Annotated in this window: 36 protein-coding genes; all 36 read right to left on the bottom strand. The window is 64.9% G+C overall.

Annotated elements, in window-relative coordinates; all coding sequences use genetic code 11:
• Window positions 1–20 precede the first annotated feature (20 nt).
• The 36 genes from N7I30_RS16140 to tuf all read right to left on the bottom strand — a co-directional run bounded on the left by N7I30_RS16140 (window position 21) and on the right by tuf (window position 24,618).
• Window positions 21–728, bottom strand: a complete 708-nt coding sequence (locus N7I30_RS16140) for an HAD-IA family hydrolase (RefSeq protein ID WP_498640100.1) — start codon at window positions 726–728, stop codon at window positions 21–23.
• On the bottom strand, window positions 728–1,714 hold the full coding sequence (locus N7I30_RS16135) for an RluA family pseudouridine synthase (RefSeq protein WP_024351704.1): 987 nt from the start codon (window positions 1,712–1,714) through the stop codon (window positions 728–730). Before N7I30_RS16135 ends, N7I30_RS16140 begins: the two co-directional genes overlap by 1 nt.
• Before the next feature lie 37 nt (window positions 1,715–1,751).
• The gene (gene crcB, locus N7I30_RS16130) at window positions 1,752–2,129 is read right to left on the bottom strand and encodes a fluoride efflux transporter CrcB (RefSeq protein WP_187389607.1); all 378 of its coding nucleotides are present in this window, start codon (window positions 2,127–2,129) and stop codon (window positions 1,752–1,754) included.
• A 141-nt stretch (window positions 2,130–2,270) separates the two neighbouring features.
• Entirely contained in the window at window positions 2,271–3,887 is a 1,617-nt protein-coding gene (locus N7I30_RS16125) for a BCCT family transporter (protein ID WP_024351702.1), read from the bottom strand.
• A gap of 147 nt (window positions 3,888–4,034) precedes the next feature.
• Window positions 4,035–5,393: a replication-associated recombination protein A gene (locus N7I30_RS16120; protein ID WP_498640097.1), complete on the bottom strand. Its 1,359-nt coding sequence runs from the start codon at window positions 5,391–5,393 to the stop codon at window positions 4,035–4,037.
• A gap of 1 nt (window position 5,394) precedes the next feature.
• Window positions 5,395–6,945 carry a DegQ family serine endoprotease gene (locus N7I30_RS16115; RefSeq protein ID WP_498640095.1) on the bottom strand — a complete coding sequence of 517 codons (1,551 nt, stop codon included), beginning with the start codon at window positions 6,943–6,945 and terminating at the stop codon, window positions 5,395–5,397.
• Between the two features lie 195 nt (window positions 6,946–7,140).
• Window positions 7,141–7,536 carry a hypothetical protein gene (locus tag N7I30_RS16110; protein ID WP_498640093.1) on the bottom strand — a complete coding sequence of 132 codons (396 nt, stop codon included), beginning with the start codon at window positions 7,534–7,536 and terminating at the stop codon, window positions 7,141–7,143.
• 11 nt (window positions 7,537–7,547) lie between these two features.
• Window positions 7,548–8,582: an NAD-dependent epimerase/dehydratase family protein gene (locus N7I30_RS16105; RefSeq protein WP_498640091.1), complete on the bottom strand. Its 1,035-nt coding sequence runs from the start codon at window positions 8,580–8,582 to the stop codon at window positions 7,548–7,550.
• Window positions 8,583–8,728: 146 nt separating this feature from the next.
• Window positions 8,729–9,151, bottom strand: a complete 423-nt coding sequence (rplQ, locus tag N7I30_RS16100) for a 50S ribosomal protein L17 (RefSeq protein WP_009209711.1) — start codon at window positions 9,149–9,151, stop codon at window positions 8,729–8,731.
• Between the two features lie 148 nt (window positions 9,152–9,299).
• Window positions 9,300–10,328, bottom strand: a complete 1,029-nt coding sequence (locus tag N7I30_RS16095) for a DNA-directed RNA polymerase subunit alpha (RefSeq protein WP_009209712.1) — start codon at window positions 10,326–10,328, stop codon at window positions 9,300–9,302.
• Window positions 10,329–10,444: 116 nt separating this feature from the next.
• Window positions 10,445–10,834 carry a 30S ribosomal protein S11 gene (rpsK, locus tag N7I30_RS16090; RefSeq protein WP_009209713.1) on the bottom strand — a complete coding sequence of 130 codons (390 nt, stop codon included), beginning with the start codon at window positions 10,832–10,834 and terminating at the stop codon, window positions 10,445–10,447.
• A 104-nt stretch (window positions 10,835–10,938) separates the two neighbouring features.
• On the bottom strand, window positions 10,939–11,307 hold the full coding sequence (gene rpsM / locus N7I30_RS16085) for a 30S ribosomal protein S13 (RefSeq protein ID WP_009209714.1): 369 nt from the start codon (window positions 11,305–11,307) through the stop codon (window positions 10,939–10,941).
• 209 nt (window positions 11,308–11,516) lie between these two features.
• Window positions 11,517–12,170 carry an adenylate kinase gene (locus N7I30_RS16080; RefSeq protein WP_009209715.1) on the bottom strand — a complete coding sequence of 218 codons (654 nt, stop codon included), beginning with the start codon at window positions 12,168–12,170 and terminating at the stop codon, window positions 11,517–11,519.
• Entirely contained in the window at window positions 12,167–13,510 is a 1,344-nt protein-coding gene (gene secY, locus N7I30_RS16075) for a preprotein translocase subunit SecY (protein ID WP_024351698.1), read from the bottom strand. Before secY ends, N7I30_RS16080 begins: the two co-directional genes overlap by 4 nt.
• Window positions 13,511–13,647: 137 nt before the next feature.
• Window positions 13,648–14,115, bottom strand: a complete 468-nt coding sequence (gene rplO / locus N7I30_RS16070) for a 50S ribosomal protein L15 (protein WP_491391158.1) — start codon at window positions 14,113–14,115, stop codon at window positions 13,648–13,650.
• Between the two features lie 120 nt (window positions 14,116–14,235).
• Window positions 14,236–14,439 (bottom strand): 50S ribosomal protein L30, encoded by a 204-nt coding sequence (rpmD, locus tag N7I30_RS16065; protein ID WP_024351697.1) that lies wholly within the window; start codon window positions 14,437–14,439, stop codon window positions 14,236–14,238.
• A gap of 54 nt (window positions 14,440–14,493) precedes the next feature.
• The gene (rpsE, locus tag N7I30_RS16060) at window positions 14,494–15,051 is read right to left on the bottom strand and encodes a 30S ribosomal protein S5 (RefSeq protein ID WP_009209718.1); all 558 of its coding nucleotides are present in this window, start codon (window positions 15,049–15,051) and stop codon (window positions 14,494–14,496) included.
• 89 nt (window positions 15,052–15,140) lie between these two features.
• On the bottom strand, window positions 15,141–15,503 hold the full coding sequence (gene rplR, locus N7I30_RS16055; RefSeq protein WP_009209719.1) for a 50S ribosomal protein L18: 363 nt from the start codon (window positions 15,501–15,503) through the stop codon (window positions 15,141–15,143).
• Between the two features lie 8 nt (window positions 15,504–15,511).
• Complete coding sequence (rplF, locus tag N7I30_RS16050; RefSeq protein WP_009209720.1) at window positions 15,512–16,045, bottom strand: 50S ribosomal protein L6; 534 nt, start codon at window positions 16,043–16,045, stop codon at window positions 15,512–15,514.
• Window positions 16,046–16,086: 41 nt separating this feature from the next.
• A complete protein-coding gene (gene rpsH, locus N7I30_RS16045) occupies window positions 16,087–16,485 on the bottom strand; it encodes a 30S ribosomal protein S8 (RefSeq protein ID WP_009209721.1) in 399 nt (132 codons plus the stop codon).
• 12 nt (window positions 16,486–16,497) lie between these two features.
• Window positions 16,498–16,803 carry a 30S ribosomal protein S14 gene (rpsN, locus tag N7I30_RS16040; RefSeq protein ID WP_009209722.1) on the bottom strand — a complete coding sequence of 102 codons (306 nt, stop codon included), beginning with the start codon at window positions 16,801–16,803 and terminating at the stop codon, window positions 16,498–16,500.
• 25 nt (window positions 16,804–16,828) lie between these two features.
• Window positions 16,829–17,392 carry a 50S ribosomal protein L5 gene (rplE, locus tag N7I30_RS16035; RefSeq protein ID WP_024351696.1) on the bottom strand — a complete coding sequence of 188 codons (564 nt, stop codon included), beginning with the start codon at window positions 17,390–17,392 and terminating at the stop codon, window positions 16,829–16,831.
• A complete protein-coding gene (gene rplX, locus N7I30_RS16030; protein ID WP_009209724.1) occupies window positions 17,385–17,699 on the bottom strand; it encodes a 50S ribosomal protein L24 in 315 nt (104 codons plus the stop codon). Before rplX ends, rplE begins: the two co-directional genes overlap by 8 nt.
• Window positions 17,700–17,714: 15 nt before the next feature.
• The gene (rplN, locus tag N7I30_RS16025; protein WP_009209725.1) at window positions 17,715–18,083 is read right to left on the bottom strand and encodes a 50S ribosomal protein L14; all 369 of its coding nucleotides are present in this window, start codon (window positions 18,081–18,083) and stop codon (window positions 17,715–17,717) included.
• Between the two features lie 62 nt (window positions 18,084–18,145).
• Window positions 18,146–18,394 (bottom strand): 30S ribosomal protein S17, encoded by a 249-nt coding sequence (rpsQ, locus tag N7I30_RS16020; RefSeq protein WP_024351695.1) that lies wholly within the window; start codon window positions 18,392–18,394, stop codon window positions 18,146–18,148.
• Between the two features lie 10 nt (window positions 18,395–18,404).
• Window positions 18,405–18,605, bottom strand: coding sequence for a 50S ribosomal protein L29 (gene rpmC, locus N7I30_RS16015; RefSeq protein WP_009209726.1), 201 nt, complete (start codon window positions 18,603–18,605; stop codon window positions 18,405–18,407).
• 11 nt (window positions 18,606–18,616) lie between these two features.
• Window positions 18,617–19,030, bottom strand: coding sequence for a 50S ribosomal protein L16 (gene rplP / locus N7I30_RS16010; RefSeq protein ID WP_009209727.1), 414 nt, complete (start codon window positions 19,028–19,030; stop codon window positions 18,617–18,619).
• Window positions 19,031–19,057: 27 nt separating this feature from the next.
• Window positions 19,058–19,765, bottom strand: a complete 708-nt coding sequence (gene rpsC / locus N7I30_RS16005; RefSeq protein WP_009209728.1) for a 30S ribosomal protein S3 — start codon at window positions 19,763–19,765, stop codon at window positions 19,058–19,060.
• Window positions 19,765–20,154, bottom strand: a complete 390-nt coding sequence (gene rplV, locus N7I30_RS16000; RefSeq protein ID WP_009209729.1) for a 50S ribosomal protein L22 — start codon at window positions 20,152–20,154, stop codon at window positions 19,765–19,767. The genes rpsC and rplV overlap by 1 nt, the downstream gene beginning before the upstream one ends.
• A 2-nt stretch (window positions 20,155–20,156) precedes the next feature.
• Window positions 20,157–20,435, bottom strand: a complete 279-nt coding sequence (gene rpsS / locus N7I30_RS15995; protein ID WP_024351694.1) for a 30S ribosomal protein S19 — start codon at window positions 20,433–20,435, stop codon at window positions 20,157–20,159.
• Window positions 20,436–20,447: 12 nt separating this feature from the next.
• Complete coding sequence (gene rplB / locus N7I30_RS15990; RefSeq protein WP_009209730.1) at window positions 20,448–21,284, bottom strand: 50S ribosomal protein L2; 837 nt, start codon at window positions 21,282–21,284, stop codon at window positions 20,448–20,450.
• A gap of 23 nt (window positions 21,285–21,307) precedes the next feature.
• Window positions 21,308–21,601 (bottom strand): 50S ribosomal protein L23, encoded by a 294-nt coding sequence (locus tag N7I30_RS15985; RefSeq protein WP_024351693.1) that lies wholly within the window; start codon window positions 21,599–21,601, stop codon window positions 21,308–21,310.
• Window positions 21,598–22,218, bottom strand: a complete 621-nt coding sequence (rplD, locus tag N7I30_RS15980; RefSeq protein ID WP_009209731.1) for a 50S ribosomal protein L4 — start codon at window positions 22,216–22,218, stop codon at window positions 21,598–21,600. Before rplD ends, N7I30_RS15985 begins: the two co-directional genes overlap by 4 nt.
• On the bottom strand, window positions 22,218–22,943 hold the full coding sequence (gene rplC / locus N7I30_RS15975) for a 50S ribosomal protein L3 (protein ID WP_024351692.1): 726 nt from the start codon (window positions 22,941–22,943) through the stop codon (window positions 22,218–22,220). Before rplC ends, rplD begins: the two co-directional genes overlap by 1 nt.
• A gap of 25 nt (window positions 22,944–22,968) precedes the next feature.
• Window positions 22,969–23,277, bottom strand: coding sequence for a 30S ribosomal protein S10 (gene rpsJ / locus N7I30_RS15970; RefSeq protein ID WP_006205468.1), 309 nt, complete (start codon window positions 23,275–23,277; stop codon window positions 22,969–22,971).
• A gap of 165 nt (window positions 23,278–23,442) precedes the next feature.
• Window positions 23,443–24,618: an elongation factor Tu gene (gene tuf / locus N7I30_RS15965; RefSeq protein WP_060577032.1), complete on the bottom strand. Its 1,176-nt coding sequence runs from the start codon at window positions 24,616–24,618 to the stop codon at window positions 23,443–23,445.
• Window positions 24,619–24,644: the final 26 nt, after the last annotated feature.

The raw sequence follows: 24,644 nt of genomic DNA, 5'->3' as shown, positions 1-24,644 counted from the left end.
CGGCCTCGCCGGGACCTGCCCTACAGCGCCGGAGCGGCTTGCCGCATGGCGGGCTGGATGATCGGGTCCGCCAGCCAGCGATCCACGCTCTCGACCAGCCCGGTCACGGTTTCGGTCACGGCATAGGCGCCGGAGGCGAGCAGCGGCGCCGGCTCATGCGTGCCCCAGGCAACCCCCAGCGCCGCGGCGCCCGCAGCCCGGGCCATTTCCATGTCGAAAATCGAATCGCCAACGACCAGCGCATCGCGCGGCGCCACGCCGAAGACGGTACAGCATTCCTCGACCATCGCCGGATGCGGCTTGGACGGGCAGTCGTCCGCCGTGCGGACCGCGAGGAAGGCGTCGGTCAGGCCATGGGCCTCGCAGATCGAGGCGACGCCACGGCGCGACTTGCCGGTCACCAGCCCGACGAACACGTCGTCGCGCGCCGCCAGGTCCTGGACCAGCGCCTTCATGCCGGGAAACAGGTGCTCACGAAAATCGGGATCGGCGCGCTGGATGCGGAAGGCCTGCCGGTAACCGTCGACGAGAGTCGCGACGAGCGCCGGCTCGGCGACGGGATGCAGCCGCCGGATCGCCTCGTCGAGGGACAGGCCGATAATGCCCCGCGTCGCGGCATCCTCGGGCGCCGGCAGGCCATGTGCCTCGAAGGCCAGGCGCATCGTGGCGCAGATGACCCCGCAGGAATCGGCGATCGTGCCGTCGCAATCGAACAGTACGGCCTTCATCAGTCGTTCATCGCCGTTTCGTCGAAGCCGAACAGATTGAAGGTCTGGATCATGTGGGGCGGCAGCGGCGCGATCTGGTCGATGAAGCCGCCGCTCGGATGCGGGATGACGATACGGCGCGCGTGCAGGTGCAGCCGCTTCTGGACGCCGCCCGGAAACTCCCAGTTGGTGTCGTGCTCGAAATATTTCGGGTCGCCGAGGATCGGGTTGCCGATATGCAGCGCGTGGACGCGCAGCTGGTGGGTACGGCCGGTATAGGGCTCCATCTCCACCCAGGAGAAGTTCTGCGCCAGGTTCTCGATGACCCGGTAATGGGTGAGCGCATGGTCGGCGCCCTCCTCGCCATGCTTGGCGGTCCGCATGCGATCGCCGTCCGGCGTCTGTTCCTTGACGAGGAAGGTCGAGATGCGGCCCTCATGGGGCACCGGCACGCCCTTGAGGATGGCCCAGTAGGTCTTCTTGGTGTCACGCTCGCGAAATGCCTTGGTCAGCGCGGTCGCCGCGCCGCGGGTGCGGGCGACGACCAGCACGCCGGAGGTGTCGCGGTCCAGACGATGCACCAGCCGGGGCTTCTCGCCCTTGCGGCTGCGCCAGGCCTCCAACATCTTGTCGACATGCCGGTTCAGGCCGGAGCCGCCCTGCACCGCAAGTCCCGCCGGCTTGTTGAAGACGAAGACCTTCTCGTCCTCGTAGATCAGCATCTGCGACAGCACCTCGTCATCGTGCTTGTCGCGCATGGTGTTGGCCGTCAGCGGCCCGATCTTCGGGCGCCCCGCATCGCCGCTCATCGGCGGAATGCGAACCATCTGCCCGGGCTGCACGCGGGTATCGGTCTTGGCGCGACCGCCGTCGATGCGCACCTGTCCCGAGCGCAGCAGCTTCTGCAGATGGCCGAAGCCCAGTCCCGGGTAGTGCAGTTTGAACCAACGATCGAGGCGCAATCCTGCCTCGTCATCCTCGATCCGTCTTTGTTCGACCGACGCCATTATCTCATGCCTTCCGCTTGAACTGGTGCAGATAGCATCAGGCGAGCCCGCGCGCGAGGGCGAGACCGGCAAACAACGCCGCGATCCCCACAACCACCGACCCGATCACGTAGATCGCGGCCAGTGTGTGGGATCCGCGTTCGGCCAAAGCCATCGCATCGAGCGAAAAGGTCGAGAAGGTGGTGAAGCCTCCGAGGCATCCGGTGGCGACGAACAGGCGAACTTCCTGCGACGCTCCGAAGCGTCGCGCCGCCAGCTCGATGAACAGCCCCATCAGGAACGAGCCGAAGACGTTCACGAAGACCGTGCCCCACGGAAATCCCGCGCCGAACAGGCGCATGGCGGCGATGCCGGAGAGGTGCCGGAGGGTGGCGCCGACGGCACCGCCGGCGGCAACGAGGAGAAGCTGTGACATGGCCGCCTTCTAACCGATGGCGCGACGTGACGTAAGATGCAGGGGAAGCCCGGTGTCGGCGGGCCGAGAGAGCCGTCCGAACGCAAGACGGCGGGGCCAGTGGCTGGCCCCGCCGTCGGTTTGTCGTCCTGGGAAGGCGGCCTACTCGGCGGCGCGCGCTTCCGCCTCGGCGTGCTGCTGGAACGGCTGCTTCAGCTCCCCATGGAGGCCGCGCAGCGTCGAATAGCAGAGCACGAGCAGCAGCACCGCGAAGGGCAGGCCCGTCGTGATCGCCGCCCCCTGCAGGGCCGCCAGACCACCGCCGATCAGCAGCGTGATCGCCACCAGACCTTCGAAGGTCGCCCAGAAGATGCGCTGGGGCACCGGCGCGTCGATCTTGCCGCCTGCCGTGATCGTGTCGATCACCAGCGAACCGGAGTCCGACGAGGTGACGAAGAACACGATCACGAGGATGATGCCGATGAACGAGCTGATCGAGGACAGCGGCAGCTCGCCAAGCATGGCGAACAGCTTGACCGAGAGGTCGGCGTCCACGATCCCGGTGTAGCCGGCGATCGTTTCGGTCAGCGCGGTGCCGCCAAAGATCGTCATCCAGATCACCGAGACGACGGTCGGGATGAGCAGTACGCAAGTGATGAACTCACGCACCGTGCGACCGCGCGAAACGCGAGCAATGAACATGCCGACGAAGGGCGACCAGCTGATCCACCAGGCCCAGTAGAAGGTCGTCCAGCCAGTGCGATAGCCGTCATCGGTCCGGCCGAACGGGTTCGACAGCGGGATCACCTCGCGCAGATAGGCGACCGAGTTGCCGAAGAAGCCGTAGACGAGATCCATCGTCGGCCCGACTGCAAAGATGAACAGCATCAGCAGCAGCGCCAGGACCATGTTCAGCTCCGACAGCCGCTTCACGCCACCGTCGAGGCCGGCCACGACCGACACCAGCGCGACGGCGGTGATCAGGCAGATCAGCACGATCTTGGACAGGAGCGAATCCGGCACGCCGAACAGGAAGTTGAGACCGGACACCGCCTGCTCCGCACCGAAGCCGAGCGAGGTCGCCAGACCGAACAGCGTGGCGAACACCGCCAGGATGTCGATCAGATGGCCGGGCCAGCCCCAGGTCTTCTCGCCGAGAAGCGGATAGAAGGCCGAGCGGATGGTCAGCGGCAGACCGAGATTGTAGCTGAAGAAGGCCAGGGCCAGCGCCACCACAGCGTAGATCGCCCAGGGATGCAGCGCCCAATGGTAGATCGTGGCGGCCATGCCGAGACGGCGTGCCGCCTCGATGTCGCCGGGAGCGCCACCCAGCGGTGCAGCCGAGCCGCCTTCCATGGCGGCGGTGAAGTGGGTGATCGGCTCGGACACGCCGTAGAACATCAGGCCGATGCCCATGCCGGCGGCGAACAGCATCGCGAACCAGCCGAAATAGCCGTAGTCCGGACGCGCGTCCTTTCCGCCGAGCCGGATCTTGCCGTAGGGCGAGACGATCAGGAACAGGCAGAACAGCACGAAGATGTCGCCGGCGATGATGAACAGCCAGTCGAAGGTGTTGGTGATCGCCGGACGCAGCCACCCGAAGAAGCCGTCAGCCATCGTCGGGAACAGCAGGGTGAAGGTGACGAAGGCGATGATGACGCCGGCGGAAATCGGGAAAACCGGATTATGAATATCCAGCCCGAACCGTTGCATGTTGTCTTGACCGACCTCGTAATCGGTTATCGAATGTTCGGCCAATTGGCCCGGTTCGAGAGACATCTGAACCTCGCTTTGCACGATTATGGAAATTCGGGGGCGTCAAACGAAGCCCGGACGATCAAGCCGCCATATTGCCACAGATCGGGCACGCGGACACTCCGGCGATATTCTCACCGGTGCTGATTACTTGGCGTCGCCGGAAAAGTATCAACCCCTGCGGTCACGATTGCGGCGAAGTTTCGCCCAATTTTGAAGCCGGTCGCCGATCGGGATCTCTGCACCACGATCAGTCGGCCGGTAGAATTGCTGCCGGTCCATCTCGTCCGGAAAATAGTCCTGACCGGAGAACGCGTCGGGCGCGTCATGGTCATAGGCGTATCCGGAGCCGTAGCCCTCGTCGCGCATCAGCGCAGTCGGGGCGTTGAGAATGTGTTTCGGCGGCAGCAACGAGCCGTGTTCCTTCGCCGCGCGCATGGCCGCCTTGTAGGCGGTGTAGACGGCGTTGGATTTCGGTGCGCTCGCCAGATAGACGGTCGCCTCGGCCAGCGCGAGTTCGCCTTCCGGCGATCCGAGATAGTCGAAGGCGTCCTTGGCGGCGAGCGCAATGCCCAGCGCGCGGGGATCGGCCAGTCCGATATCCTCGGAAGCCATGCGCACCAGACGGCGGCCGAGATACAGGGGGTTCTCCCCTGCGTCAAGCATGCGGCACAGCCAGTAGAGGGCGGCGTCCGGGTCCGAGCCGCGGACCGACTTGTGCAGCGCAGAGATCAGATTGTAGTGGCCGTCCTGGCCCTTGTCGTAGACAGGCGCGCGCCGCTGGACGATCTCCTGAAGGCCCGCCGCGTCGAAAATCTCGCCCTTGCGGCTGGCGCGCCAGACCTCCTCTGCCAGCGTCAGCGCGGCACGGCCGTCGCCATCCGCCATGCGCAGCAATACGGCCCTCGCCTGCTCGTCGAGCGGCAACGCCATGCCCTCGGTCGCCTCGGCCCGCTCCAGCAGCTTCACGAGGCTGGCCGAACCGTGCGGCTTGAAGGTCAGCACACGCGCCCGCGACAGGAGAGCGGCGTTGAGCTCGAAGGACGGGTTCTCGGTCGTCGCGCCGACGAGGACGACGGTGCCGTCCTCCATGACCGGCAGGAAGGAATCCTGCTGGGCGCGGTTAAAGCGGTGGATCTCGTCGACGAAGAGCAGCGTGCGCCTGCCGTTGGAGCGACGCAGCCGCGCCGCCTCGAACATCTTCTTCAAATCGGCGACGCCGGAAAAGATCGCCGAGATCTGCTCGAAGGCGTAGTCCACCTCATGGGCGAGCAGCCGCGCCACGGTGGTCTTGCCGGTGCCCGGCGGCCCCCAGAAGATCATCGAACCGAGGCTCGTCGCCTCGAGCATGCGCGACAGGACCCCGCCCTCGCCGGTCAGATGTTCCTGGCCGACGACCTCGCCGAGCTGGCGCGGCCGCAGCCGGTCGGCCAGCGGCCGGGAGCGGTCGTTCCGCTCATCCACCGCCGCTGCGGATGGCCGGGGCCGCTCGCTCGGACTGCCACCACCGTCGCCGAAGAGATCCGCCATGTCAGCGCACCCGCCGCGCCAGACGGCGTCCGTTCCGGTCGATCTCGAAGCTCCAGCCGCGATTGCTGTCGATGGCGGCGGCCTCCAGTTCCCTGGTGGTCGTCACCGGCTCGCCGTTGACGGCGAGGACGATATCCCCCGGCCGCAGCCCGAAGCGCTGCGCGAGCGAGCCGCGCGCCACCTCCGCCACGACGACACCGGTCTTTTCGAGCGGCATGTCGAACTCTTGGGCGACGCGCGGCGACAGATTGAGGACCGTGGCACCGGCGAACGGATTCTGCCCGTCGATGGTGCGGGCGTCGCGCGGCGGTATCTCCGGCGCCGGCTGCAGCGGGAGTTCCAGCGTGCGGCGTTCGTCGTCGCGCAGCACTGTCAGACTCACGGTCTTGCCGATCCCGGCCGTCGCCAGCCGGTAGCCCAGGGCATCTGCGCCGCCGATCTCGAGGCCATCCACCGCCAGGATCACGTCGCCGACCGCCAGGCCCGCGGCTTCGGCGGGACCACCGGGCATGATGCCCCGGACGAGGGTCCCCGACGGACGGTCGAGCCCCACCGCCTCGGCGATGTCGGCGGTCACCGGCACGAAGCTCGCCCCGATGAAGGGGCGCTCGAAGCGGCCGCCGGCCTTGGCCGAACGGACGAAGCTTGCGACCATGTTGGCGGGAATGGCGAAGCCGACGCCGTTCGAGCCGCCCGAGCGCGAGAAGATGGCGGTGTTCACCCCGACCAGTTCCCCCGACATGCCGATCAGCGCGCCGCCGGAATTGCCCGGATTGATCGCCGCGTCCGTCTGGATGAAGAAGCCGAAATCGTCGACGCCGATATGGGTTCTGGCGAGCGCCGAGACGATGCCGCTGGTCACGGTCTGGCCGATGCCGAAGGGATTGCCGATCGCCAGGACGAGATCGCCGATCTGCAACCGGTCCGAATCGGCAATCGGCAGGGTCGGAAACGGCCCCTCGCCCTCGATCTTCAGCACCGCCAGATCGACGCTGTCGTCCTTGAGCAGGACCTCGGTTTTGAACTCGCGCCCGTCGGCAAAGCCGATCTTCACCTCGTCCGCGTCGGCCACGACATGATTGTTGGTGACCACGAGGCCCGACGCATCGACGATGACGCCGGAGCCGAGAGACGATTCCATCCGCGGCTGGCGGTTGCGCGGCTGGCCGAAGAACTGACCGAAGAACGGATCGCCGGCGAAGGGCGAGCGCTGCGCCGGGACGGCCCGCGCAGCATAGACGTTGACCACCGCTGGCGCGGTCCGCTTCACCAGAGGCGCGAAGGAGAGCTGGATCTGCGCCTGGCTCTCCGGCACGCGGGCATCGGCCTCTCCGACGGGGGCCGACGGCACCGGCTGCCCGGTCGGGGCGGTGTCGGCCTCGGCGACGAGCGTATCGCCGTCATCGAGGGGAACCAACCCATCGCCCGGCGCCGCGCTGCCCGCCGTATCCTGCTCCAGGGACGGCTTCGGATCGCCGCCGTCGAAGAGGTCGAGATAGGGGGCCGCGAGTACCCCGGCGCCAATCAGTAGACCCGCGAGAATCAGTTTCATCTGCATATCCGGTCCGCCGTGGTGGCTCGGCAGCATCGGACCGGCACCCTGAACGGGCGCTGGAACCGGATGCTGCCCTGCGAAAAGTCACGCCGCGCAACGGCGGCCTGCTTTCGCATAGACCAGACCGCGGACGCGAAAAAGGGGCCGTTGCGGCCCCTTCCTCGTCATTCCGATCTGTGTGGCAGGCGTCGCCTAGTCTGCGACCGCCGTCTGCGTGCTGGTCGCAACCGCCTCGTCAGGCAGGTCGGCCGTCGCGTAGCTGGCGGTCAGGACGCCAAATGCCGCCATGGCACACAGGAGGGTCAGAAAAGTGCGTCGCATGGAGAGCCGGCCCGTGGTGTTCATGATGTCCGCATTTTTCATAGAAGTTGTTTCATCCGCGTAAATGTCGCCACTTTTGCGTGGCTGCGTCCCGTTCTTGAGGGCAAAAGCGTTCGGCCGCCAAAAGGTTGCCTCGTTTTGAACGAAATTTCTGCTGGCTCCCCCGAGACCCCGCCTATGCCACGCCCCGGCGGCCCTCGCCATGGCATTTGCATCACACTTACCGAATACGCGAAATGCGTAGCAGCCGAAGCTGGAGCGGCCCATGCGCGGGCCTCTCAGGCGGCCCGCGCCAGTCGCGCGATGCTCTGCGCCATCGCAGCGACGGCATCTTCCGGGGGCCGTGCCGACAGGCCGAGAATGTCGCGCGCCGGCGTGGTGTCGAGCGATTTGCGACGACCGAGTTCGGGCACGGCAGCGCGTGCCTGCGCCAACAGGATCGCCGCAAGCCGCACGACGCGGTCGGGCAATGTCCAGCGCGGCAAGCGGCGTGCCTCGCCGGGGCAGGCCTCGCCCACCACCTTGCCGATCTCGATCAGGCTCAACGTGCCGCTGGACAGGGCAAAGCGGTGTCCGGACGCTGACGGCGTCGTCATCGCCGCCAGATGCGCATCGGCGACGTCACGGACGTCTGCAAGCGCGAAGGCGAGATCGGGAACGACGGGCATGTGCCCCTCCATCACGGCCCTGATAAGCGCGGTCGATGTGCCCTCGCCTCCCGCCGCGCCTGCCCTCAGCAGGGGCCCGAGAACCAGCGCCGGATTGATCGTCACGAGGTCGAGCCCTGCGTCTCGCGCCGCGTCCCAGGCAGCGCGTTCGGCGAGGGTCTTTGACAGGGCGTAGGCCGAGATCTCGGGGCTTTCCGTGTCCGACCAGTCGGCCTCGCCGTAGCGCTCGCCGCGGCGCGGAGGATGGGCCGAATAGATCGCCGCGGCCGACGACGTCAGGACGACCCGCTCGGCGCCGGCGCGTTCCGCGGCGGCGATCACCCGGAGGGTGCCGTTCACGGCCGCCGGGACCAGCGCCTGCCGCTCGCGTGGCGGGCTTGCAGGAAATGGCGATGCGGTGTGCAGCACATAGCGGCAGCCCGACGCCGCCTCCATCCAGCCGGCGTCGTCGGTGAGGTCCGCAGCGAACAGGGACAGGCGATCGATATCCGCACCGGCGGCGGCGAGCAGGCCGCGAACGGCGTCCGCCTTGTCGAGCCCGCGCACCGTGCCGCGCACATCGTAGCCGGCCTGGAGCAGACGCAGCGCAACATGGCCTGCAATGAAACCCGATATGCCGGTGAGCAGCACCCGATCCCGCGCCATCGCTAGCTTCCTCGTTCGTGCTGTCCCACCCCGCACAACTACGCCCGGGTCAGCCGGCCACCCTCCGGCAGACAGCGTGGGGTGGAGCGGACATGAAAAAGGGGCCACATGGGCCCCTCGTTCCTTCGTTCCGATGATCGGGTCGATCAGGCTGCGTCGAGTTCGCCCTCGGCCTCGACGCGCTCGCGATCGATGGCGCCACGGGCTTCCGGGTCACGATCGACGAATTCGATGACGGCCAGCGGGGCGTTGTCGCCGCGGCGGAAGCCGGCCTTCAGGACGCGGGTGTAACCGCCGTTGCGCTCGGCATAACGCGGCGCCAGCGTATCGAACAGCTTGCCGATGACCGACGGATCGCGAACCTGCGAGATCGCCTGGCGGCGCGCATGCAGATCGCCGCGCTTGCCCAGCGTGATCATCTTCTCGACGATCGGGCGCAGTTCCTTGGCCTTCGGCAGGGTGGTAACGATCTGCTCGTGCAGGATCAGCGAAGCGACCATGTTGGCGAACATCGCCTTACGGTGGCTGGCGGTACGATTAAGCTTACGACCGCGTTTTGCGTGGCGCATGGGATTTCCTCAAGTCAAATAAGCCGGCGTCATTGCGCCGGAAGTCGGGATCTTTGCGTCCCTGCCCCGTTCTCGGGACAGGCCGCCGTTCCTTTGAATGATTGAAATCCTCCCGCCGACGCAGGCGCCGGCGGGAGGCAGTCTCGTTCTAGTACTGGTCTTCGTAGCGCTTGGCCAGATCGTCGATGTTCTCCGGCGGCCAATCCGACACTTCCATGCCGAGATGCAGCCCCATGGACGCGAGAACTTCCTTGATCTCGTTGAGCGACTTGCGGCCGAAATTCGGCGTACGCAGCATCTCCGCCTCGGTTTTCTGAATCAGATCACCGATATAGACGATGTTGTCGTTCTTCAGGCAGTTCGCCGAACGCACGGACAGCTCGAGCTCGTCAACTTTCTTGAGCAGCGCCGGGTTGAAGGCCAGTTCGGCCATCTGTTCCTCGGCACCGGCCGGCGCGCGCTGGTCGCGCTGCGGCTCCTCGAAGTTCACGAACACCGAAAGCTGGTCCTGCAGGATGCGCGCGGCATAGGCCACGGCGTCCTCGCCGCTGATCGAGCCATCGGTCTCGATCTGCATGGTCAGCTTGTCCTTGTTCAGGTCCTGACCCTCGCGGGTCGCCTCGACCTTGTAGGACACCTTCTTAACCGGCGAGAACAGCGAATCGACCGGGATCAGCCCGATCGGCGCATCCTCGGCGCGGTTCTGGTCGGCCGGGACGTAGCCCTTGCCGGTGTTGACCGTGAACTCCATGCGGATCTCGGCCCCCTCGTCGAGGGTGCAGATCTCGTGCTCGGGGTTCAGGACCTCGATGTCACCGACCGTCTGGATGTCGCCGGCGCGGACGATGCCCGGGCCCTGCTTGCGCACCACCATCCGCTTCGGGCCTTCGCCCTGCATGCCGATGTTGATTTCCTTGACGTTCAGGACGATGTCCGTGACGTCTTCACGGACGCCCGGGATCGAGGAGAACTCGTGCAGAACGCCGTCGATCTGGATGGCCGTGATGGCGGCACCCTGGAGCGACGACAGAAGAACGCGACGCAGCGCGTTGCCGAGCGTCAGGCCGAAGCCGCGCTCCAGCGGCTCGGCCGTCAGGGACGCCTTCGAACGGCTTCCGCCATTCTTGAACACCACCTGGTTCGGCTTGGTAAGATCTTGCCAATTGCTAGCAATCATGCGGATGCCTTTCAGTTTCCTCGCCACCATCCAATCGTGGCGATAGGTCTGAGTGCGGAAGGCGGAACCCTTCCTGTCGGCTGCACACCGCGCTCAGACGAACGCGGCGAAAAGCATCAGACGCGGCGCTTCTTGCGGGGGCGCACGCCGTTGTGCGGGATCGGCGTGACATCACGGATCGAGGTGATCGTGAAACCGGCGGCCTGCAGCGCGCGGAGCGCCGACTCGCGACCCGAACCCGGACCGCGGACTTCGACCTCGAGGGTCTTCATGCCGTGTTCCTGCGCCTTCTTGGCGGCGTCCTCGGCAGCGACCTGCGCGGCGAACGGCGTCGACTTGCGCGAGCCCTTGAAACCCTGCGCGCCAGCCGACGACCAGGCAATCGAGTTGCCCTGCGCATCGGTGATGGTGATCAGCGTGTTGTTGAAGGTCGAGCTCACATGGGCGACGCCCGACGTGATGTTCTTGCGCTCGCGACGGCGAACGCGCTGTGCTTCTTTAGCCATTAAACTGTCCTGTTGATATCGACACCGCCGTAATTCCGGCAGCTACACCACGGCGCGCCCGAGGACGCGCCGCATCGTATGAAACGGTTCCGGAAGGACCCGTCTTACTTCTTCTTGCCGGCGATCGCCTTTGCCGGACCCTTGCGGGTGCGGGCATTGGTGTGCGTGCGCTGACCGCGAACCGGAAGGCTGCGACGATGACGCAGGCCGCGGTAGCAGCCGAGGTCCATCAGACGCTTCACGTTCATTGCGGTCTCGCGGCGCAGATCGCCCTCGACGCGGTAGTCGCGGTCGATGATCTCGCGGATCTGCAGGACTTCAGCGTCGGTCAGGTCGTTGACGCGGCGCTCGTCGCCGAGATTGACCTTCTTGACGATGTCCTTGGCATGGGCAGCGCCGATACCATGGATGTACTGCAGCGCGATGACGACGCGCTTGTTGGTCGGGATGTTGACGCCAGCGATACGGGCCACAACCATACTCCTAGAATTAGATGGGCTCTGGGCCCGCCATACACAAGATGCGGGGCCCTGCAGCCGAAAGCGACCGATGCAGGACTCCGAATGAAGACATGCGCCGATCGCTAAGGATTCGCGAATAGCGCAGGCTATAGATCAGCGGGGCTTGACAAGTCAACCGCCCGCCCCTTGCGGCGGCCGTGGCCGCCGCCGGTTTCGACGCGTCAGGCCTTGCCCGAAACGATGCGTTCGATGCTCTCGGTCACCACGTCGATGGGCTGCATGCCATCGACGGCACGCAGCGTGCCCTTGCAGTGGTAGTAACCGACCAGCGGCGAGGTGTCCTTGTAATAGGACCGCAGCCGGGTGCGCATGGTCTCGGCATTGTCGTCGGGACGGCGCTTGAAATCCGTCGAGCCGCAGACGTCGCAGACGCCCTCGACCTTCGGACGCTTGTCCTCGTCGTGATAAACCGCGCCGCAGCTGGCGCAGGAGAAGCGACCGGAGACGCGGTTGACGAGGATATCGTCATCGACCTTGATCTCGATCACGTGATCGAGCTTCAGGCCCTTGCGCTCCAGCATCGCCTCGACCGCATCGGCCTGGTTCAGCGTCCGCGGATACCCGTCGAGGATGAAGCCTTCGGCGCAGTCCGCCTGGTCGATCCGCTCGGAGACGATCGCGTTGACGATGTCGTCCGAGACGAGATTGCCGGAATCCATCACCGCCTTGGCTTTCAGTCCGACTTCGGACTGGGCGGTCACAGCGGCCCGCAGCATGTCGCCGGTCGAGAGCTGCGGGATCTTGTGCGTTTCGATCAGGCGCTGCGCCTGGGTGCCCTTCCCGGCTCCCGGCGGCCCCAACAATATCAGCCTCATCTGGCCCCCCGTCTTCCACCCCTGAGTTTCGCCTTCTTCACGAGGCCCTCATACTGGTGCGCCAGGAGGTGCCCCTGCACCTGCGCGACAGTATCCATCGTGACGCTGACGACGATCAGCAGCGACGTGCCGCCGAGATAGAACGGGACACCCACGGCCGAGATCAGGAATTCCGGCAGAAGACAGATGATCACCAGATAGATGGCGCCGACGACCGTGATGCGGGTCAGCACGTAGTCGATGTATTCGGCCGTGCGCTCGCCCGGACGGATGCCCGGAATGAAGCCGCCATGCTTCTTCAGATTGTCCGCCGTGTCCTTCGGATTAAACACGACAGCCGTGTAGAAGAAGGCGAAGAACGCGATCAGGCCGGCATACATCGCCATGTAGAGCGGCTGGCCGTGGCCGAGCGAGGCGATCGTCGCCGAAGCCCAGCCCGGCAGATCCTCCGTGCTGGTGAAATTCGCGATCGTCACCGGCAGAAGCAGGAGGGAGGATGCGAAGATCGGCGGGATGACGCCGGCGGTGTTCAGCTTCAACGGCAGATGCGACGTGTCGCCCTGGAACATCCGGTTGCCGACCTGGCGCTTGGGATACTGGATCAGCAGGCGGCGCTGGGCGCGCTCGAAGAACACGATGACCGCGATGCAGGCGACCGCGACGACGATCACCAGCAGGATCACGGCGGTGGACAGCGCGCCGGTGCGGCCGAGCTCGAGGAGATTCGCGATCGCCGAAGGCAGATGCGCCACGATGCCGGCGAAGATGATCAGCGAGATGCCGTTGCCGATGCCGCGGGCGGTGATCTGCTCTCCGAGCCACATCAGGAACATGGTGCCGCCAACGAGCGTGATCACCGCGGAGACCTGGAAGAACATGCCCGGATCGACGACGATGCCGGGCTGGGTCTGCAGGCCGGCGGCGATGCCGTAGGCCTGGACCGTGGCCAGCAGCACCGTGCCGTAGCGGGTGTACTGATTGATGACCTTGCGGCCCTGCTCGCCTTCCTTCTTCAGCTGCTCGAGCGACGGAATGACCGACGTCATCAGCTGAATGATGATGGAAGCTGAGATGTAGGGCATGATTCCCAGCGCGAAGATCGCCATGCGTCCGACGGCACCGCCAGAGAACATGTTGAACAGACCGAGAATGCCGGTCGACTGCTGCTGGAAGGCCTGCGCGAGTGCGTCAGGGTTGATGCCCGGCATCGGAATGTAGGTGCCGAGCCGATACACCAGAAGCGCACCCAGGGTGAACCAGATGCGCTTCTTGAGATCCTCAGCCTTCGCAAAGGCCGAAAAGTTCAAATTCGCGGCGAGTTGTTCCGCAGCCGATGCCATACTTTACCTGTCTCCGGGGTTGTCCGGCGGGTCGGCATCGAATGCGCGCCCGTACCGTCAGCCGCGCCGTCTACCGGCGGGCTCCTCCATGAGGAAGACCGAGAGATAGACGCCGCGTCCGCCGGGTGCAAGAAGCCTTAGGCTTCCGCTCCCACGGTCTTGATGGAACCACCAGCCTTCTCGACCTTCTCGACGGCCGACTTGGAGGCGCCATCGACGAGGAAGGAGACCTTGACGGTCAGTTCGCCGTCGCCCAGGACGCGCACGCCGTCCTTGGCGCGACGCACCAGACCGGCAGCCTTGAGGGCTGCGAGATCGACCGTCGCCGAGGCGTCGAGCTTGCCGGCGTCGATCGCCTGCTGCACGCGGCCGAGCGACACGACGTTGAAGTTCTTGGCGAAGATGTTGACGAAGCCACGCTTCGGCAGACGGCGGAACAGCGGCATCTGGCCGCCCTCGAAGCCGTTGATCGAGACGCCCGAACGGGACTTCTGTCCCTTGACGCCACGACCACCGGTCTTGCCCTTGCCCGAACCGATTCCGCGACCGACACGCTTGCGCGAGTGGGTCGCGCCCTCGACGTCGGAAATCTCATTGAGTTTCATGTTGCTTCTCCTGGTCTACCGGAGGGTGGGCAACGCCCTGCCCTGCGCGGTAGCCCGATGCTCTGGCAAAATTACGGTCAGGTGCGGCCGCGCCCAACGCGATGCCGCTCCACGCACTCGTCAGGCCGGCTCGACCACGCGCACGAGATGGGCGACCTTGGCGATCATCCCACGCACGGCGGGGGTGTCCTCGAGCGTCCGGCGACGGTGCATCTTGTTCAGCCCCAGGCCGATCAGCGTCTGGCGCTGGTCGGCGGAGCGACGGATGGGGCTGCCGGTCTGCACGACGGTGACGGTGCTGCCTGCGGTTTTGGTTTCGGCCATCGATTGGCTCCTTCAGTCAAAGCGCGAGGAGTTCGCCGAACTCCCCGCATCCAATCAATCCTCGGAAGCGGCCTGCGCACCGATGACTTCCCGGCGACGTGCCTGGAGCTCGGAGTACTTGATGCCGCGACGCGAAGCGACGTCCTTCGGATGCATGGCCTGCTTCAGGCCGTCGAAGGTCGCGCGAACCATGTTGTAGGGGTTCGACGAGCCGAGCGACTTGGCGACGACGTCATGCATGCCGACGGCTTCGAAGACGGCGCGCATCGGGCCGCCGGCGATGATGCCGGTACCGGCCTCGGCGGCGCGCAGGATGACCTTGCCGGCGCCGTGGCGACCGCTGACGTCATGATGCAGCGTACGACCGTCGCGCAGCGGCACGAAGATCAGATCGCGCTTGGCGGCTTCCGTCGCCTTGCGGATGGCCTCAGGCACTTCGCGTGCCTTGCCGTGGCCGAAGCCGACGCGGCCCTTCAAGTCGCCGACGACGACGAGGGCAGCGAAGCCGAAGCGACGGCCACCCTTGACCACCTTGGCAACGCGGTTGATGTGAACGAGCTTGTCGACGAAACCGTCATCGCGGTCTTCACGTCGATCGTTACGAGGCGCCATATCCTGTTCCTTGTTCTTTTCCGGAGGCGTCTGTCGGTGGCGACCGCGTCAAGCGGCCGCAATGGTACGGGCGATGCGCCCGAGCGGCCTCAGAAGTTGAGACCGCCTTCACGTGCCGATTCGGCGAGTGCCTTGATCCGGCCGTGATAGATGAACGCGCCACGATCGAAAACCACGTCGGTGACGCCGGCTTCCTTCGCACGCTCGGCGACCAGCTTGCCAACCGCCGCAGCGGCCTCGGTGTCGGCACCCGTCTTCAGCTGCGAACGCAGCGAGGTGTCGAGGGTCGAGGCAGCGGCGAGCGTACGGCCCGCGGTGTCGTCGATGATCTGCGCATAGATGTTCTTCGAAGACCGATGGACGGACAGCCGAGGACGACCGTTCGCCACCTTCTTGATCGAGCGGCGGATGCGCGAGGCCCGCCGTCGCAGATTTTCCTTCAAGGTAGCCATTACGAGCCCTACTTCTTCTTGCCCTCTTTGCGGACGATCGTCTCGTCAGCATATTTGACGCCCTTGCCCTTGTAGGGCTCGGGGCCGCGGTACTCGCGAATCTCTGCCGCAACCTGCCCGACCCGTTGACGGTCGATGCCCGAGATGACGATCTCGGTCGGCTTGGGCACGGTGATCTGGATACCTTCCGGCACCGGGTAGATCACATCGTGCGAGAAGCCAAGGGCCAGCTGCAGGTTCTTGCCCTGCAGCGAGGCACGATAGCCGACGCCGTTGATCTCGAGCTTCTTCTCGAAGCCCGTCTTCACGCCGTTGACGATGTTGGAGATCATCGTGCGGGACATGCCCCACTTGGAGCGTGCATCCTTGGAATTGTCGCGCGGATCCACCTGGACCGCGCCGTCTTCCATCTTCACGAGGACTTCCTCGTTCACCACGAAGGTGAGCTCGCCCTTAGGGCCCTTTGCCGTCACGGTCTGACCGTCGACGGTGGCAGAGACACCCTCCGGCAGTGCAATCGGCTTCTTACCAATACGAGACATTTCGAAACCCTGTGCGTTCGCTGGGCGTCAGTGCCGCCGCGTCAGAAGACGCGGCAGAGCACCTCGCCGCCGACATTCTGTTCACGGGCGCTATGGTCGGCCATGACGCCCTTCGGCGTCGACAGGACCGAGATGCCCAGACCGTTCGCGACCTGCGGAATCGTCTTGGCCGACACATAGACGCGACGACCAGGCTTCGAGACGCGGGCGATCTCCCGGATGACGGGTCCGCCTTCGTAGTACTTCAGCTCGATTTCGTACTCGGACTTGCCGGCAACGAATTCGGTCTGGGTGTAGCCACGGATGTAGCCCTCGTCCTTGAGGACGTCGAGCACACGGCCGCGCAGCTTCGACGCGGGCGTCGTCACCGAGGACTTGTTGCGCATGATGGCGTTGCGGATACGGGTCAGCATATCGCCGAGCGGATCAGACAAAGACATGTCTATACCTCCTTACCAGCTCGACTTCACGATACCGGGGATCTGGCCGTTGTTGCCCAGGTCCCGGAGCGCAATGCGGCTCATCTTCAGCTTGCGATAGTAGGCGCGCGGACGGCCCGTCACCTCGCAGCGGTTACGAATGCGAACCTTCGACCCGTTCCGCGGCAGTTCCGCGAGTTGGAGCTGCGCCTGAAAGCGCTCTTCCATGGGGGCGTCGGCATTCTTGGTGATCGCCTTCAGAGCAGCCCGCTTGGCGGCGTATTTCGCCACCATCTTCTGACGGTGCTTGTTCTGCTCGATCATGCCCTTTTTGGCCATTATCTCGTCCTTTGCTCGTCAGCCGTTACTGGCGGAACGGGAAGTTGAACGCTGTCAGCAGCGCCCGGGCTTCGTCGTCGGTGTTCGCCGTCGTACAGACGATGATGTCCATGCCCCACATCTGATCAACCTTGTCGTAGTTGATCTCCGGGAACACGATGTGCTCCTTGACGCCCATGGCGAAATTGCCACGACCGTCGAAGCTCTTCGGGTTCAGGCCGCGGAAGTCGCGGACACGCGGCAGTGCGATCTGCACCAGCCGGTCCATGAACTCGTACATGCGGTCCTTGCGCAGCGTGACCTTGGCGCCGATCGGCATGCCTTCGCGGACCTTGAAGCCTGCGATGGAGTTGCGCGCATAGGTGATGACCGGCTTCTGGCCCGCGATGCGGCCCAGGTCCTCGGCAGCGACCGTCGGCTTCTTGGAGTCGGCAGTTGCCTCGCCGACGCCCATGTTGATGACGATCTTGTCGACGCGCGGGACCTGCATCTCGTTCTGATACGAGAACTGGTCCTGAAGCGTCTTGCGGACCTCTTCGCGATAGACGCGCTTGAGGCGCGGCTCGTAAGCGGTTTCCGTATCAGCCATTGATCTGCTCTCCCGAGCGCTTGGCGACGCGCACCTTGGTGCCATCGTCGAGTACCTTGAAGCCGACGCGGGTCGCCTTGCCGTCCTTCGGGTCTGCGACCGCCAGGTTGGAAAGCTGAATGCCGGCTTCCTTGTTGATGATGCCGGCTTCCTGGGAAGCGGTCTGACGCTGGTGGCGCTTGATCATGTTGATCCCACGCACCAGTGCACGACCGTCCTTCGGCATCACCTTAATGACTTCACCCGACCGGCCCTTGTCCTTGCCGGCGAGCACGACGACCGTGTCGCCCTTGCGGATCTTCTGCATCGTCCGCTCTCCTTCTTACAGAACTTCGGGGGCCAGCGAGACGATCTTCATGTGGTTCTTGCCGCGAAGCTCGCGGGGAACCGGGCCGAAGATACGGGTGCCGACCGGCTCTTTCTTGTTGTCGATCAGGACCGCGGCGTTCGAATCGAACCGGATCACCGAACCGTCGGCGCGGCGGATGTCCTTGGCGGTACGTACCACCACGGCCTTCATCACGTCGCCCTTCTTCACACGGCCCCGCGGAATTGCCTCCTTCACGGAAACGACGATGATGTCGCCGACCGAGGCATATTTCCGCTTCGAGCCGCCCAATACCTTGATGCACATGACACGACGCGCACCGGAGTTATCCGCGACGTCGAGGTTTGTTTGCATCTGAATCATGTCAGACCGCCTTCAAAGCTTGCTGCCGGGGTGCGCTTGACGCGCGCGTCCCGGCCAAATCATCAACTGGCTGCTGCCGCTTCGCTCGAAACGACGATCCAGCTCTTGTCGCGCGAGATCGGCCGCGTCTCCTCGATGGAGACGATGTCGCCGACCTTGTACTGATTGCTCTCGTCGTGCGCCTTGTACTTCTTGGTACGGCGCACGGTCTTCTTGAACAGCGGGTGGGTGAAGCGACGCTCCACCAGGACCACTACCGTCTTGTCGTTCTTGTCGGAGACGACCGTCCCCTGCAGGATACGTTTGGGCATATTCTCGTCCTCAGGCCTTGGCCTCGCCCGCCTTCAGGCGAGAAATCGTCTTGATCCGCGCGATGTCGCGGCGCACCTTGCGCACGCGGGCGGTGTTCTCGAGCTGACCCGTGGCACGCTGGAAGCGCAGGTTGAACTGCTCCTTCTTCAGCTTGGCGAGCTCGTCGGTGAGTTCGTCCTGGGTCATTGTCTTGACGTCGGAAGCTTTCACTTCAAACTCTCCTATTCGGCAATGCGCTGAATGAAGCGCGTACGGATCGGCAGCTTGGCCGCGCCGAGACGAAGCGCCTCGCGGGCCGTCGTCTCGTCGACACCGTCGATCTCGAAGACCACGCGGCCGGGATGCACCCGCGCCGCCCAATAGTCAACGGACCCCTTGCCCTTACCCATGCGGACTTCGGTCGGCTTGGAGGTCACGGGCAGGTCCGGGAAGATCCGGATCCACACGCGGCCCTGGCGCTTCATCTGGCGGGTGATCGCGCGGCGGGCCGCCTCGATCTGACGCGCGGTGACCCGCTCTGGTTCCATCGCCTTCAATCCGAAGGCGCCGAAATTAAGGCCGGTTCCGCCTTTTGCGGTACCATGAATGCGTCCCTTGAACGCCTTCCGGTACTTTGTGCGCTTTGGCTGCAGCATCTTATGTCACTCCGAATTCGATAAGGCTCAGGCGTGCTCGCGACGACGACCGCCGCCGCCCTGACCCTCGCCTTCGACCTGACGGCGCTCGGAGGCCATCGGGTCGTGCTCGAGAATCTCGCCCTTGAAGATCCAGACCTTGACGCCGCAGATGCCGTAGGCCGTCTTGGCTTCGGCAGTCCCGTAGTCAATGTCGGCGCGCAGCGTGTGCAGCGGCACCCGGCCTTCGCGGTACCATTCGGTGCGCGCGATCTCCGCGCCGCCGAGACGGCCGCCGCAATTGATGCGGATGCCTTCCGCGCCGAGGCGCATGGCGGACTGGACGGCACGCTTCATCGCACGGCGGAACGCCACGCGGCGCTCGAGCTGCTGGGCGATGGACTGGGCCACCAGGGTCGCATCGGTCTCGGGCTTGCGCACCTCGACGATGTTGATGTGCGTCTCGGCGTTGGTCATCGCGGCGAGCTTCTTGCGAAGCTTCTCAATGTCGGCGCCCTTCTTGCCGATGACGATGCCCGGACGTGCCGAGTGGATCGTGATGCGGCACTTCTTGTGCGGACGCTCGATGACGATCTTGGAGACTGCGGCCTGCTTCAGCTCGTTGAGCAGATAGGCGCGGATCTTCAGATCCTCGTGCAGCAGGTGACCGTACTCGCCGGTGTTCGCATACCAGCGCGAATCCCAGGTGCGGTTGATGCCGAGCCGAAAACCGGTCGGATTGATCTTCTGACCCATTATGCGGCCTCCTCGATTGCGGCGATCTCGCGCACGACGATCGTCAGATGCGAGAACGGCTTCTCGACGCGGCTGGCACGACCGCGACCGCGGGCATGAAAGCGCTTCATCGTGATCGACTTGCCGACATAAGCCTCGGCGACGACCAGCGAATCGACGTCGAGATCATGGTTGTTCTCGGCGTTGGCGATGGCGCTTTCCAGCGTCTTCTTGACCGTCTCGGCGATCCGCTTGCGCGAGAAGGTCAGGTCCGCGAGTGCGGCGTCGACCTTCTTGCCGCGGATCATCTGCGCGACGAGGTTCAGTTTCTGCGGGCTGACACGGATCGTCCGGGCGACCGCTCTCGCCTCGTTCTCCGACAGCCGACGTTCGGCTTTGGCCTTGCCCATTGCTACTTCCTCTTCGCCTTCTTGTCGGCGCCGTGGCCGTAATAGGTGCGGGTCGGAGCGAACTCGCCGAACTTGTGTCCGACCATATCCTCGTTGACCGACACCGGAATGTGCTTCGAGCCGTTGTAGACGCCGAAGGTCTGACCGACGAACTGGGGCAGGATCGTCGAACGACGGCTCCAGATCTTGATCACATCGTTGCGGCCGCTCTCGCGCCCCTTCTCGGCTTTCTTGAGAAGGTAGCCATCGACGAACGGACCCTTCCAGACGGAACGTGTCATGAAGAAATCCTCTTACTTCTTGCGCTGATGGCGCGAGCGCATGATGAACTTGTCAGTCGACTTGTTCTGGCGGGTACGCTTGCCCTTGGTCGGCTTGCCCCACGGCGAAACCGGGTGACGACCACCGGACGTACGACCTTCACCACCACCATGCGGGTGATCGACGGGGTTCATCACGACACCGCGAACGTGCGGGCGACGACCCAGCCAGCGCGAACGACCAGCCTTGCCGAGGTTGATGTTCGAGTGATCGGCGTTAGAGACCGCGCCGACCGTCGCGAGACAGGACGACGGGACCAGGCGCTGCTCGCCCGAATTCAGGCGCAGGATCGCCAGACCCGAGTCACGACCGACGAGCTGTGCGTAAGCGCCAGCCGAACGGGCGATCTGACCACCCTTCTCCGGCTTCATCTCGACGTTGTGGACGATCGTGCCGACCGGCATGGCCGACAGCGGCATCGCGTTGCCCGGCTTGACGTCGACGCCGGACAGGCCCGAGATCACCGTGTCGCCGGCAGCCACGCGCTGCGGCGCCAGGATGTAGGCGAACTCGCCATCCTCGTACTTCAGCAGCGCGATGAAGGCGGTGCGGTTCGGATCGTACTCGATCCGCTCGACCGTCGCCGACACGTCGAACTTACGACGCTTGAAGTCGATGATGCGGTAGGTCCGCTTGTGACCGCCGCCCTGGTAGCGAGCCGTGACGCGACCGGCATTGTTGCGGCCGCCCTTCTGGCTAAGGCCCTCGGTCAACTGCTTGACCGGCTTGCCCTTCCAGAGGCCCGAGCGATCGACGATGACCAGCTGACGCTGGCTCGGCGTGTTCGGTTTGAAATTCTTAAGTGCCATTGCCTAGCTCCCTCCGGTCCCGATCAAAGACCGGTCGAGACGTCGATGGACTGGCCTTCGGCCAACGTCACGACGGCTTTTTTCTGATCGCTCTGGCGGCCGATGCGGCCACGGAAGCGCTTGACCTTGCCCTTGCGGACCATGGTGTTGACGGCGGTCACCTTGACATTGAAGAGCGCCTCGACGGCGGCCTTGATGTCCGGCTTGGTCGCCGTCCCCGGGACGTTGAAGACCACCTGGTTGTTGTCGGACAGAAGCGTCGACTTTTCGGTGATCACCGGGCTCGTGATGACGTCGTAATGGCGCAGATCGGTCATTTGAACCGCTCCTCGAGAGCCTCGACCGCAGCCTTCGACAGAACCAGCGTCTGGCGGCGGAGAATGTCGTAGACGTTGATGCCCTGAACCGGCAGCACGTCCATTTGCGGGATGTTGCGAGCCGAGCGCGTGAAGTTCGCGTCGAGCTCCGCACCACCGATGAACAGCGCGTTGGTCAGGCCCAGATCGGCGAAGGTCTTGACCATCGCCTTGGTCTTGCCCTCGGCAGCCTTCAGCTCGTCGATGACGACGATGCCGCCCGACTTGGCCTTGGCCGACAGCGCATGGCGCAGGGCCAAGGCCCGCACCTTCTTCGGCAGGTCATGCGCATGGCTGCGCGAGACCGGACCGTGGGCCTTGCCACCACCGCGGAACTGCGGCGCACGCGCCGAGCCGTGACGGGCGCGACCGGTGCCCTTCTGGCGGTACAGCTTGGCGCCGGTCCGTGCGATTTCCGCACGACCGAGGGTCTGGTGGGACCCCTGCTGGCGCTTGGCCAGCTGCCAGCGAACCATGCGCTGAAGAATGTCTTCGCGCGGCTCGAGACCGAAGATGTCGTCGGCCAGGGTCGCCGTGCCGGCGTCCTTGCCGTCGAGGCTTTTGATCGTAACGTCCATTATTCCGCTCCCTCGGAAGCGTCCGCGGTCTCGACAGCAGCACCGTTTCCGGCGTTGCGGAGCGCGGCCGGCTTCGGCGCGTTGTCGGGCAGCGACGCCTTCACGGCGTCACGAATTTCGATCCAGCCACCCTTGGAGCCCGGGACGGCGCCACGAACCAGGATCAGGCCCTTCTCGGGATCGGTGCGCACGACCTGCAGGTTCTGCGTGGTCACGCGGACGTCGCCCATATGGCCGGCCATCTTCTTGTTCTTGAAGACCTTGCCGGGATCCTGACGCTGACCGGTCGAACCGTGCGAACGGTGCGAGACGGACACGCCGTGGGTGGCGCGCAGGCCGCCGAAGTTGTGGCGCTTCATGGCGCCGGCGAAGCCCTTACCGATCGAGGTGCCGGTCACGTCGACCATCTGGCCCGGCACGAAGTGCTCGGCCGTGATCTCGGCACCGACGTCGATCATGTTGTCGTCCGACACGCGGAACTCGACGAGCTTGCGCTTCGGTTCGACCGAAGCCTGGGCAAACACGCCGCGCATCGGCTTGGACGTGTTCTTGACCTTGGCGAGGCCAGCGCCGACCTGGACGGCGGTGTAACCGTTCTTTTCCTTGGTCCGCTGGGCGACGACCTGGAGGTTCTCGACCTTCAGGACGGTGACCGGAACATGCTCACCGACGTCGTTGTAGACGCGGGTCATGCCGACCTTCTGTGCTATCACACCTGAACGCATGGGCGTTATCCTTCCCGTGCTCGGATCAGAGCTTGATCTCGACATCAACGCCGGCGGCGAGGTCGAGCTTCATGAGCGCATCAACCGTCTGCGGCGTCGGATCGACAATGTCGAGGAGCCGCTTGTGGGTGCGCATTTCGAACTGCTCGCGCGACTTCTTGTCGACGTGCGGCGAACGGTTCACGGTAAACTTTTCGATCCGCGTCGGCAGCGGGATCGGCCCCCGCACATTCGCGCCGGTGCGCTTAGCGGTCGACACGATCTCGCGGGTCGACGCATCGAGAACCCGGTGATCGAACGCCTTGAGGCGGATGCGGATATTCTGGCCGTTCATTTTATTCGTCCTCTCGTCGGAGACCACCGGCGCGGCGGCGCTTTCCGAGCGCTTGTCTTGTCAAAGCAGCCAATGTCGCGCGGGGCGAACCCCGGCTCGCCCGCGGGGGGCAAAGAACCGGGGACGCCGCTCTCAAGCGCGCGGCGTCCCCGAGATCGCTTCGTACTACTCGATGATCGAGGCGACGATGCCGGCGCCGACGGTGCGGCCGCCTTCGCGGATGGCGAAGCGCAGCTTGTCTTCCATCGCGATCGGCACGATCAGCGTCACGTCCATCGTCACGTTGTCGCCCGGCATCACCATCTCGGTGCCCTCGGGAAGCGTGCACACGCCGGTCACGTCCGTCGTGCGGAAGTAGAACTGCGGGCGGTAGTTGGTGAAGAACGGCGTATGACGGCCACCCTCTTCCTTCGTCAGGATGTAGGCCTCGGCCATGAAGCGCGTGTGCGGCTTCACCGAACCCGGCTTGCACAGAACCTGACCGCGCTCGACGCCTTCACGATCAACACCGCGAACCAGCGCGCCGATGTTGTCGCCGGCCTGGCCCTGGTCGAGCAGCTTGCGGAACATCTCGACGCCGGTCACCGTCGTCTTCTTGGTGTCGCGGATGCCGACGATCTCGACTTCCTCGCCAACCTTGACGATGCCGCGCTCGACGCGGCCGGTCACCACCGTGCCGCGACCCGAGATCGAGAACACGTCCTCGATCGGCATCAGGAACGGCTGGTCGACCGGACGCTCCGGGGTCGGGATGTAGGCGTCGACTTCCTTCATCAGCTCACGCACCGCGTCCTCGCCGATCTCCTTGTTGGAGTCTTCGAGAGCGGCCAGCGCCGAGCCCTTGATGATCGGAATGTCGTCGCCCGGGAAATCGTAGGACGACAGCAGCTCGCGAACCTCGAGTTCGACCAGCTCCAGGAGCTCGGCGTCGTCGACCTGGTCGACCTTGTTCAGGAACACCACGATCGCCGGCACGCCGACCTGGCGGGCCAGGAGGATGTGCTCGCGGGTCTGCGGCATCGGGCCGTCGGCGGCCGAGCACACCAGGATCGCGCCGTCCATCTGGGCGGCACCGGTGATCATGTTCTTCACGTAGTCGGCATGGCCCGGGCAGTCGACATGGGCGTAGTGACGGGCTTCCGTCTCGTACTCCACATGCGCCGTCGAGATCGTGATGCCGCGCGCCTTCTCTTCCGGCGCCGCGTCGATCATGTCGTACGCACGGTACTCGCCGAAGTACTTCGTGATCGCCGCCGTCAGCGACGTCTTGCCATGGTCAACGTGACCGATCGTGCCGATGTTCACATGCGGCTTGTTGCGCTCGAATTTGCTCTTGGCCATCTTGCCACTCCGTTTGTCTAGTCCGG

The organism is Aurantimonas litoralis, assembly GCF_026153195.1.
GTDB lineage: Bacteria > Pseudomonadota > Alphaproteobacteria > Rhizobiales > Rhizobiaceae > Aurantimonas > Aurantimonas coralicida.
The sequence above is the reverse complement of the archived record's forward strand: the minus strand, read 5'-3'. Positions and strand labels throughout refer to the sequence as shown.

Excerpts from the sequence above, each read along its gene's own strand:
- N7I30_RS16115 (WP_498640095.1), bottom strand. The coding sequence starts at position 6,945 with ATGAAACTGATTCTCGCGGGTCTACTGATTGGCGCCGGGGTACTCGCG.
- N7I30_RS16135 (WP_024351704.1), bottom strand. The coding sequence starts at position 1,714 with ATGGCGTCGGTCGAACAAAGACGGATCGAGGATGACGAGGCAGGATTG.
- rpsH (WP_009209721.1), bottom strand. The coding sequence starts at position 16,485 with ATGTCTTTGTCTGATCCGCTCGGCGATATGCTGACCCGTATCCGCAAC.
- rplC (WP_024351692.1), bottom strand. The coding sequence starts at position 22,943 with ATGCGTTCAGGTGTGATAGCACAGAAGGTCGGCATGACCCGCGTCTAC.
- rplE (WP_024351696.1), bottom strand. The coding sequence starts at position 17,392 with ATGGCTGATACGGAAACCGCTTACGAGCCGCGCCTCAAGCGCGTCTAT.
- crcB (WP_187389607.1), bottom strand. The coding sequence starts at position 2,129 with ATGTCACAGCTTCTCCTCGTTGCCGCCGGCGGTGCCGTCGGCGCCACC.
- rplN (WP_009209725.1), bottom strand. The coding sequence starts at position 18,083 with ATGATTCAGATGCAAACAAACCTCGACGTCGCGGATAACTCCGGTGCG.
- N7I30_RS15985 (WP_024351693.1), bottom strand. The coding sequence starts at position 21,601 with ATGACCGATCTGCGCCATTACGACGTCATCACGAGCCCGGTGATCACC.
- rpsQ (WP_024351695.1), bottom strand. The coding sequence starts at position 18,394 with ATGCCCAAACGTATCCTGCAGGGGACGGTCGTCTCCGACAAGAACGAC.
- tuf (WP_060577032.1), bottom strand. The coding sequence starts at position 24,618 with ATGGCCAAGAGCAAATTCGAGCGCAACAAGCCGCATGTGAACATCGGC.
- rpsE (WP_009209718.1), bottom strand. The coding sequence starts at position 15,051 with ATGGCGCCTCGTAACGATCGACGTGAAGACCGCGATGACGGTTTCGTC.
- rplP (WP_009209727.1), bottom strand. The coding sequence starts at position 19,030 with ATGCTGCAGCCAAAGCGCACAAAGTACCGGAAGGCGTTCAAGGGACGC.
- rpsK (WP_009209713.1), bottom strand. The coding sequence starts at position 10,834 with ATGGCTAAAGAAGCACAGCGCGTTCGCCGTCGCGAGCGCAAGAACATC.
- N7I30_RS16095 (WP_009209712.1), bottom strand. The coding sequence starts at position 10,328 with ATGATTGCTAGCAATTGGCAAGATCTTACCAAGCCGAACCAGGTGGTG.
- N7I30_RS16125 (WP_024351702.1), bottom strand. The coding sequence starts at position 3,887 with ATGTCTCTCGAACCGGGCCAATTGGCCGAACATTCGATAACCGATTAC.
- secY (WP_024351698.1), bottom strand. The coding sequence starts at position 13,510 with ATGGCATCGGCTGCGGAACAACTCGCCGCGAATTTGAACTTTTCGGCC.
- N7I30_RS16110 (WP_498640093.1), bottom strand. The coding sequence starts at position 7,536 with ATGGGCCGCTCCAGCTTCGGCTGCTACGCATTTCGCGTATTCGGTAAG.
- N7I30_RS16105 (WP_498640091.1), bottom strand. The coding sequence starts at position 8,582 with ATGGCGCGGGATCGGGTGCTGCTCACCGGCATATCGGGTTTCATTGCA.
- rplQ (WP_009209711.1), bottom strand. The coding sequence starts at position 9,151 with ATGCGCCACGCAAAACGCGGTCGTAAGCTTAATCGTACCGCCAGCCAC.
- rplB (WP_009209730.1), bottom strand. The coding sequence starts at position 21,284 with ATGGCACTTAAGAATTTCAAACCGAACACGCCGAGCCAGCGTCAGCTG.
- rpmD (WP_024351697.1), bottom strand. The coding sequence starts at position 14,439 with ATGGCCGAAACCAAAACCGCAGGCAGCACCGTCACCGTCGTGCAGACC.
- N7I30_RS16140 (WP_498640100.1), bottom strand. The coding sequence starts at position 728 with ATGAAGGCCGTACTGTTCGATTGCGACGGCACGATCGCCGATTCCTGC.
- rplX (WP_009209724.1), bottom strand. The coding sequence starts at position 17,699 with ATGCAGAAGATCCGCAAGGGCGACACGGTCGTCGTGCTCGCCGGCAAG.
- N7I30_RS16080 (WP_009209715.1), bottom strand. The coding sequence starts at position 12,170 with ATGAGGCTGATATTGTTGGGGCCGCCGGGAGCCGGGAAGGGCACCCAG.
- rpsC (WP_009209728.1), bottom strand. The coding sequence starts at position 19,765 with ATGGGTCAGAAGATCAATCCGACCGGTTTTCGGCTCGGCATCAACCGC.
- rpsJ (WP_006205468.1), bottom strand. The coding sequence starts at position 23,277 with ATGAACGGCCAGAATATCCGCATCCGCCTCAAGGCGTTCGATCACCGG.
- rplF (WP_009209720.1), bottom strand. The coding sequence starts at position 16,045 with ATGTCTCGTATTGGTAAGAAGCCGATTGCACTGCCGGAGGGTGTCTCT.
- rpsN (WP_009209722.1), bottom strand. The coding sequence starts at position 16,803 with ATGGCCAAAAAGGGCATGATCGAGCAGAACAAGCACCGTCAGAAGATG.
- rplD (WP_009209731.1), bottom strand. The coding sequence starts at position 22,218 with ATGGACGTTACGATCAAAAGCCTCGACGGCAAGGACGCCGGCACGGCG.
- N7I30_RS16120 (WP_498640097.1), bottom strand. The coding sequence starts at position 5,393 with ATGGCGGATCTCTTCGGCGACGGTGGTGGCAGTCCGAGCGAGCGGCCC.
- rpsS (WP_024351694.1), bottom strand. The coding sequence starts at position 20,435 with ATGACACGTTCCGTCTGGAAGGGTCCGTTCGTCGATGGCTACCTTCTC.
- rplO (WP_491391158.1), bottom strand. The coding sequence starts at position 14,115 with ATGAAACTCAATGAGATTTCCGACGTCGAGGGCGCGACCCACTCGCGC.
- rplV (WP_009209729.1), bottom strand. The coding sequence starts at position 20,154 with ATGGGCAAGGCCAAAGCCGAACGTCGGCTGTCGGAGAACGAGGCGAGA.
- rplR (WP_009209719.1), bottom strand. The coding sequence starts at position 15,503 with ATGGCTACCTTGAAGGAAAATCTGCGACGGCGGGCCTCGCGCATCCGC.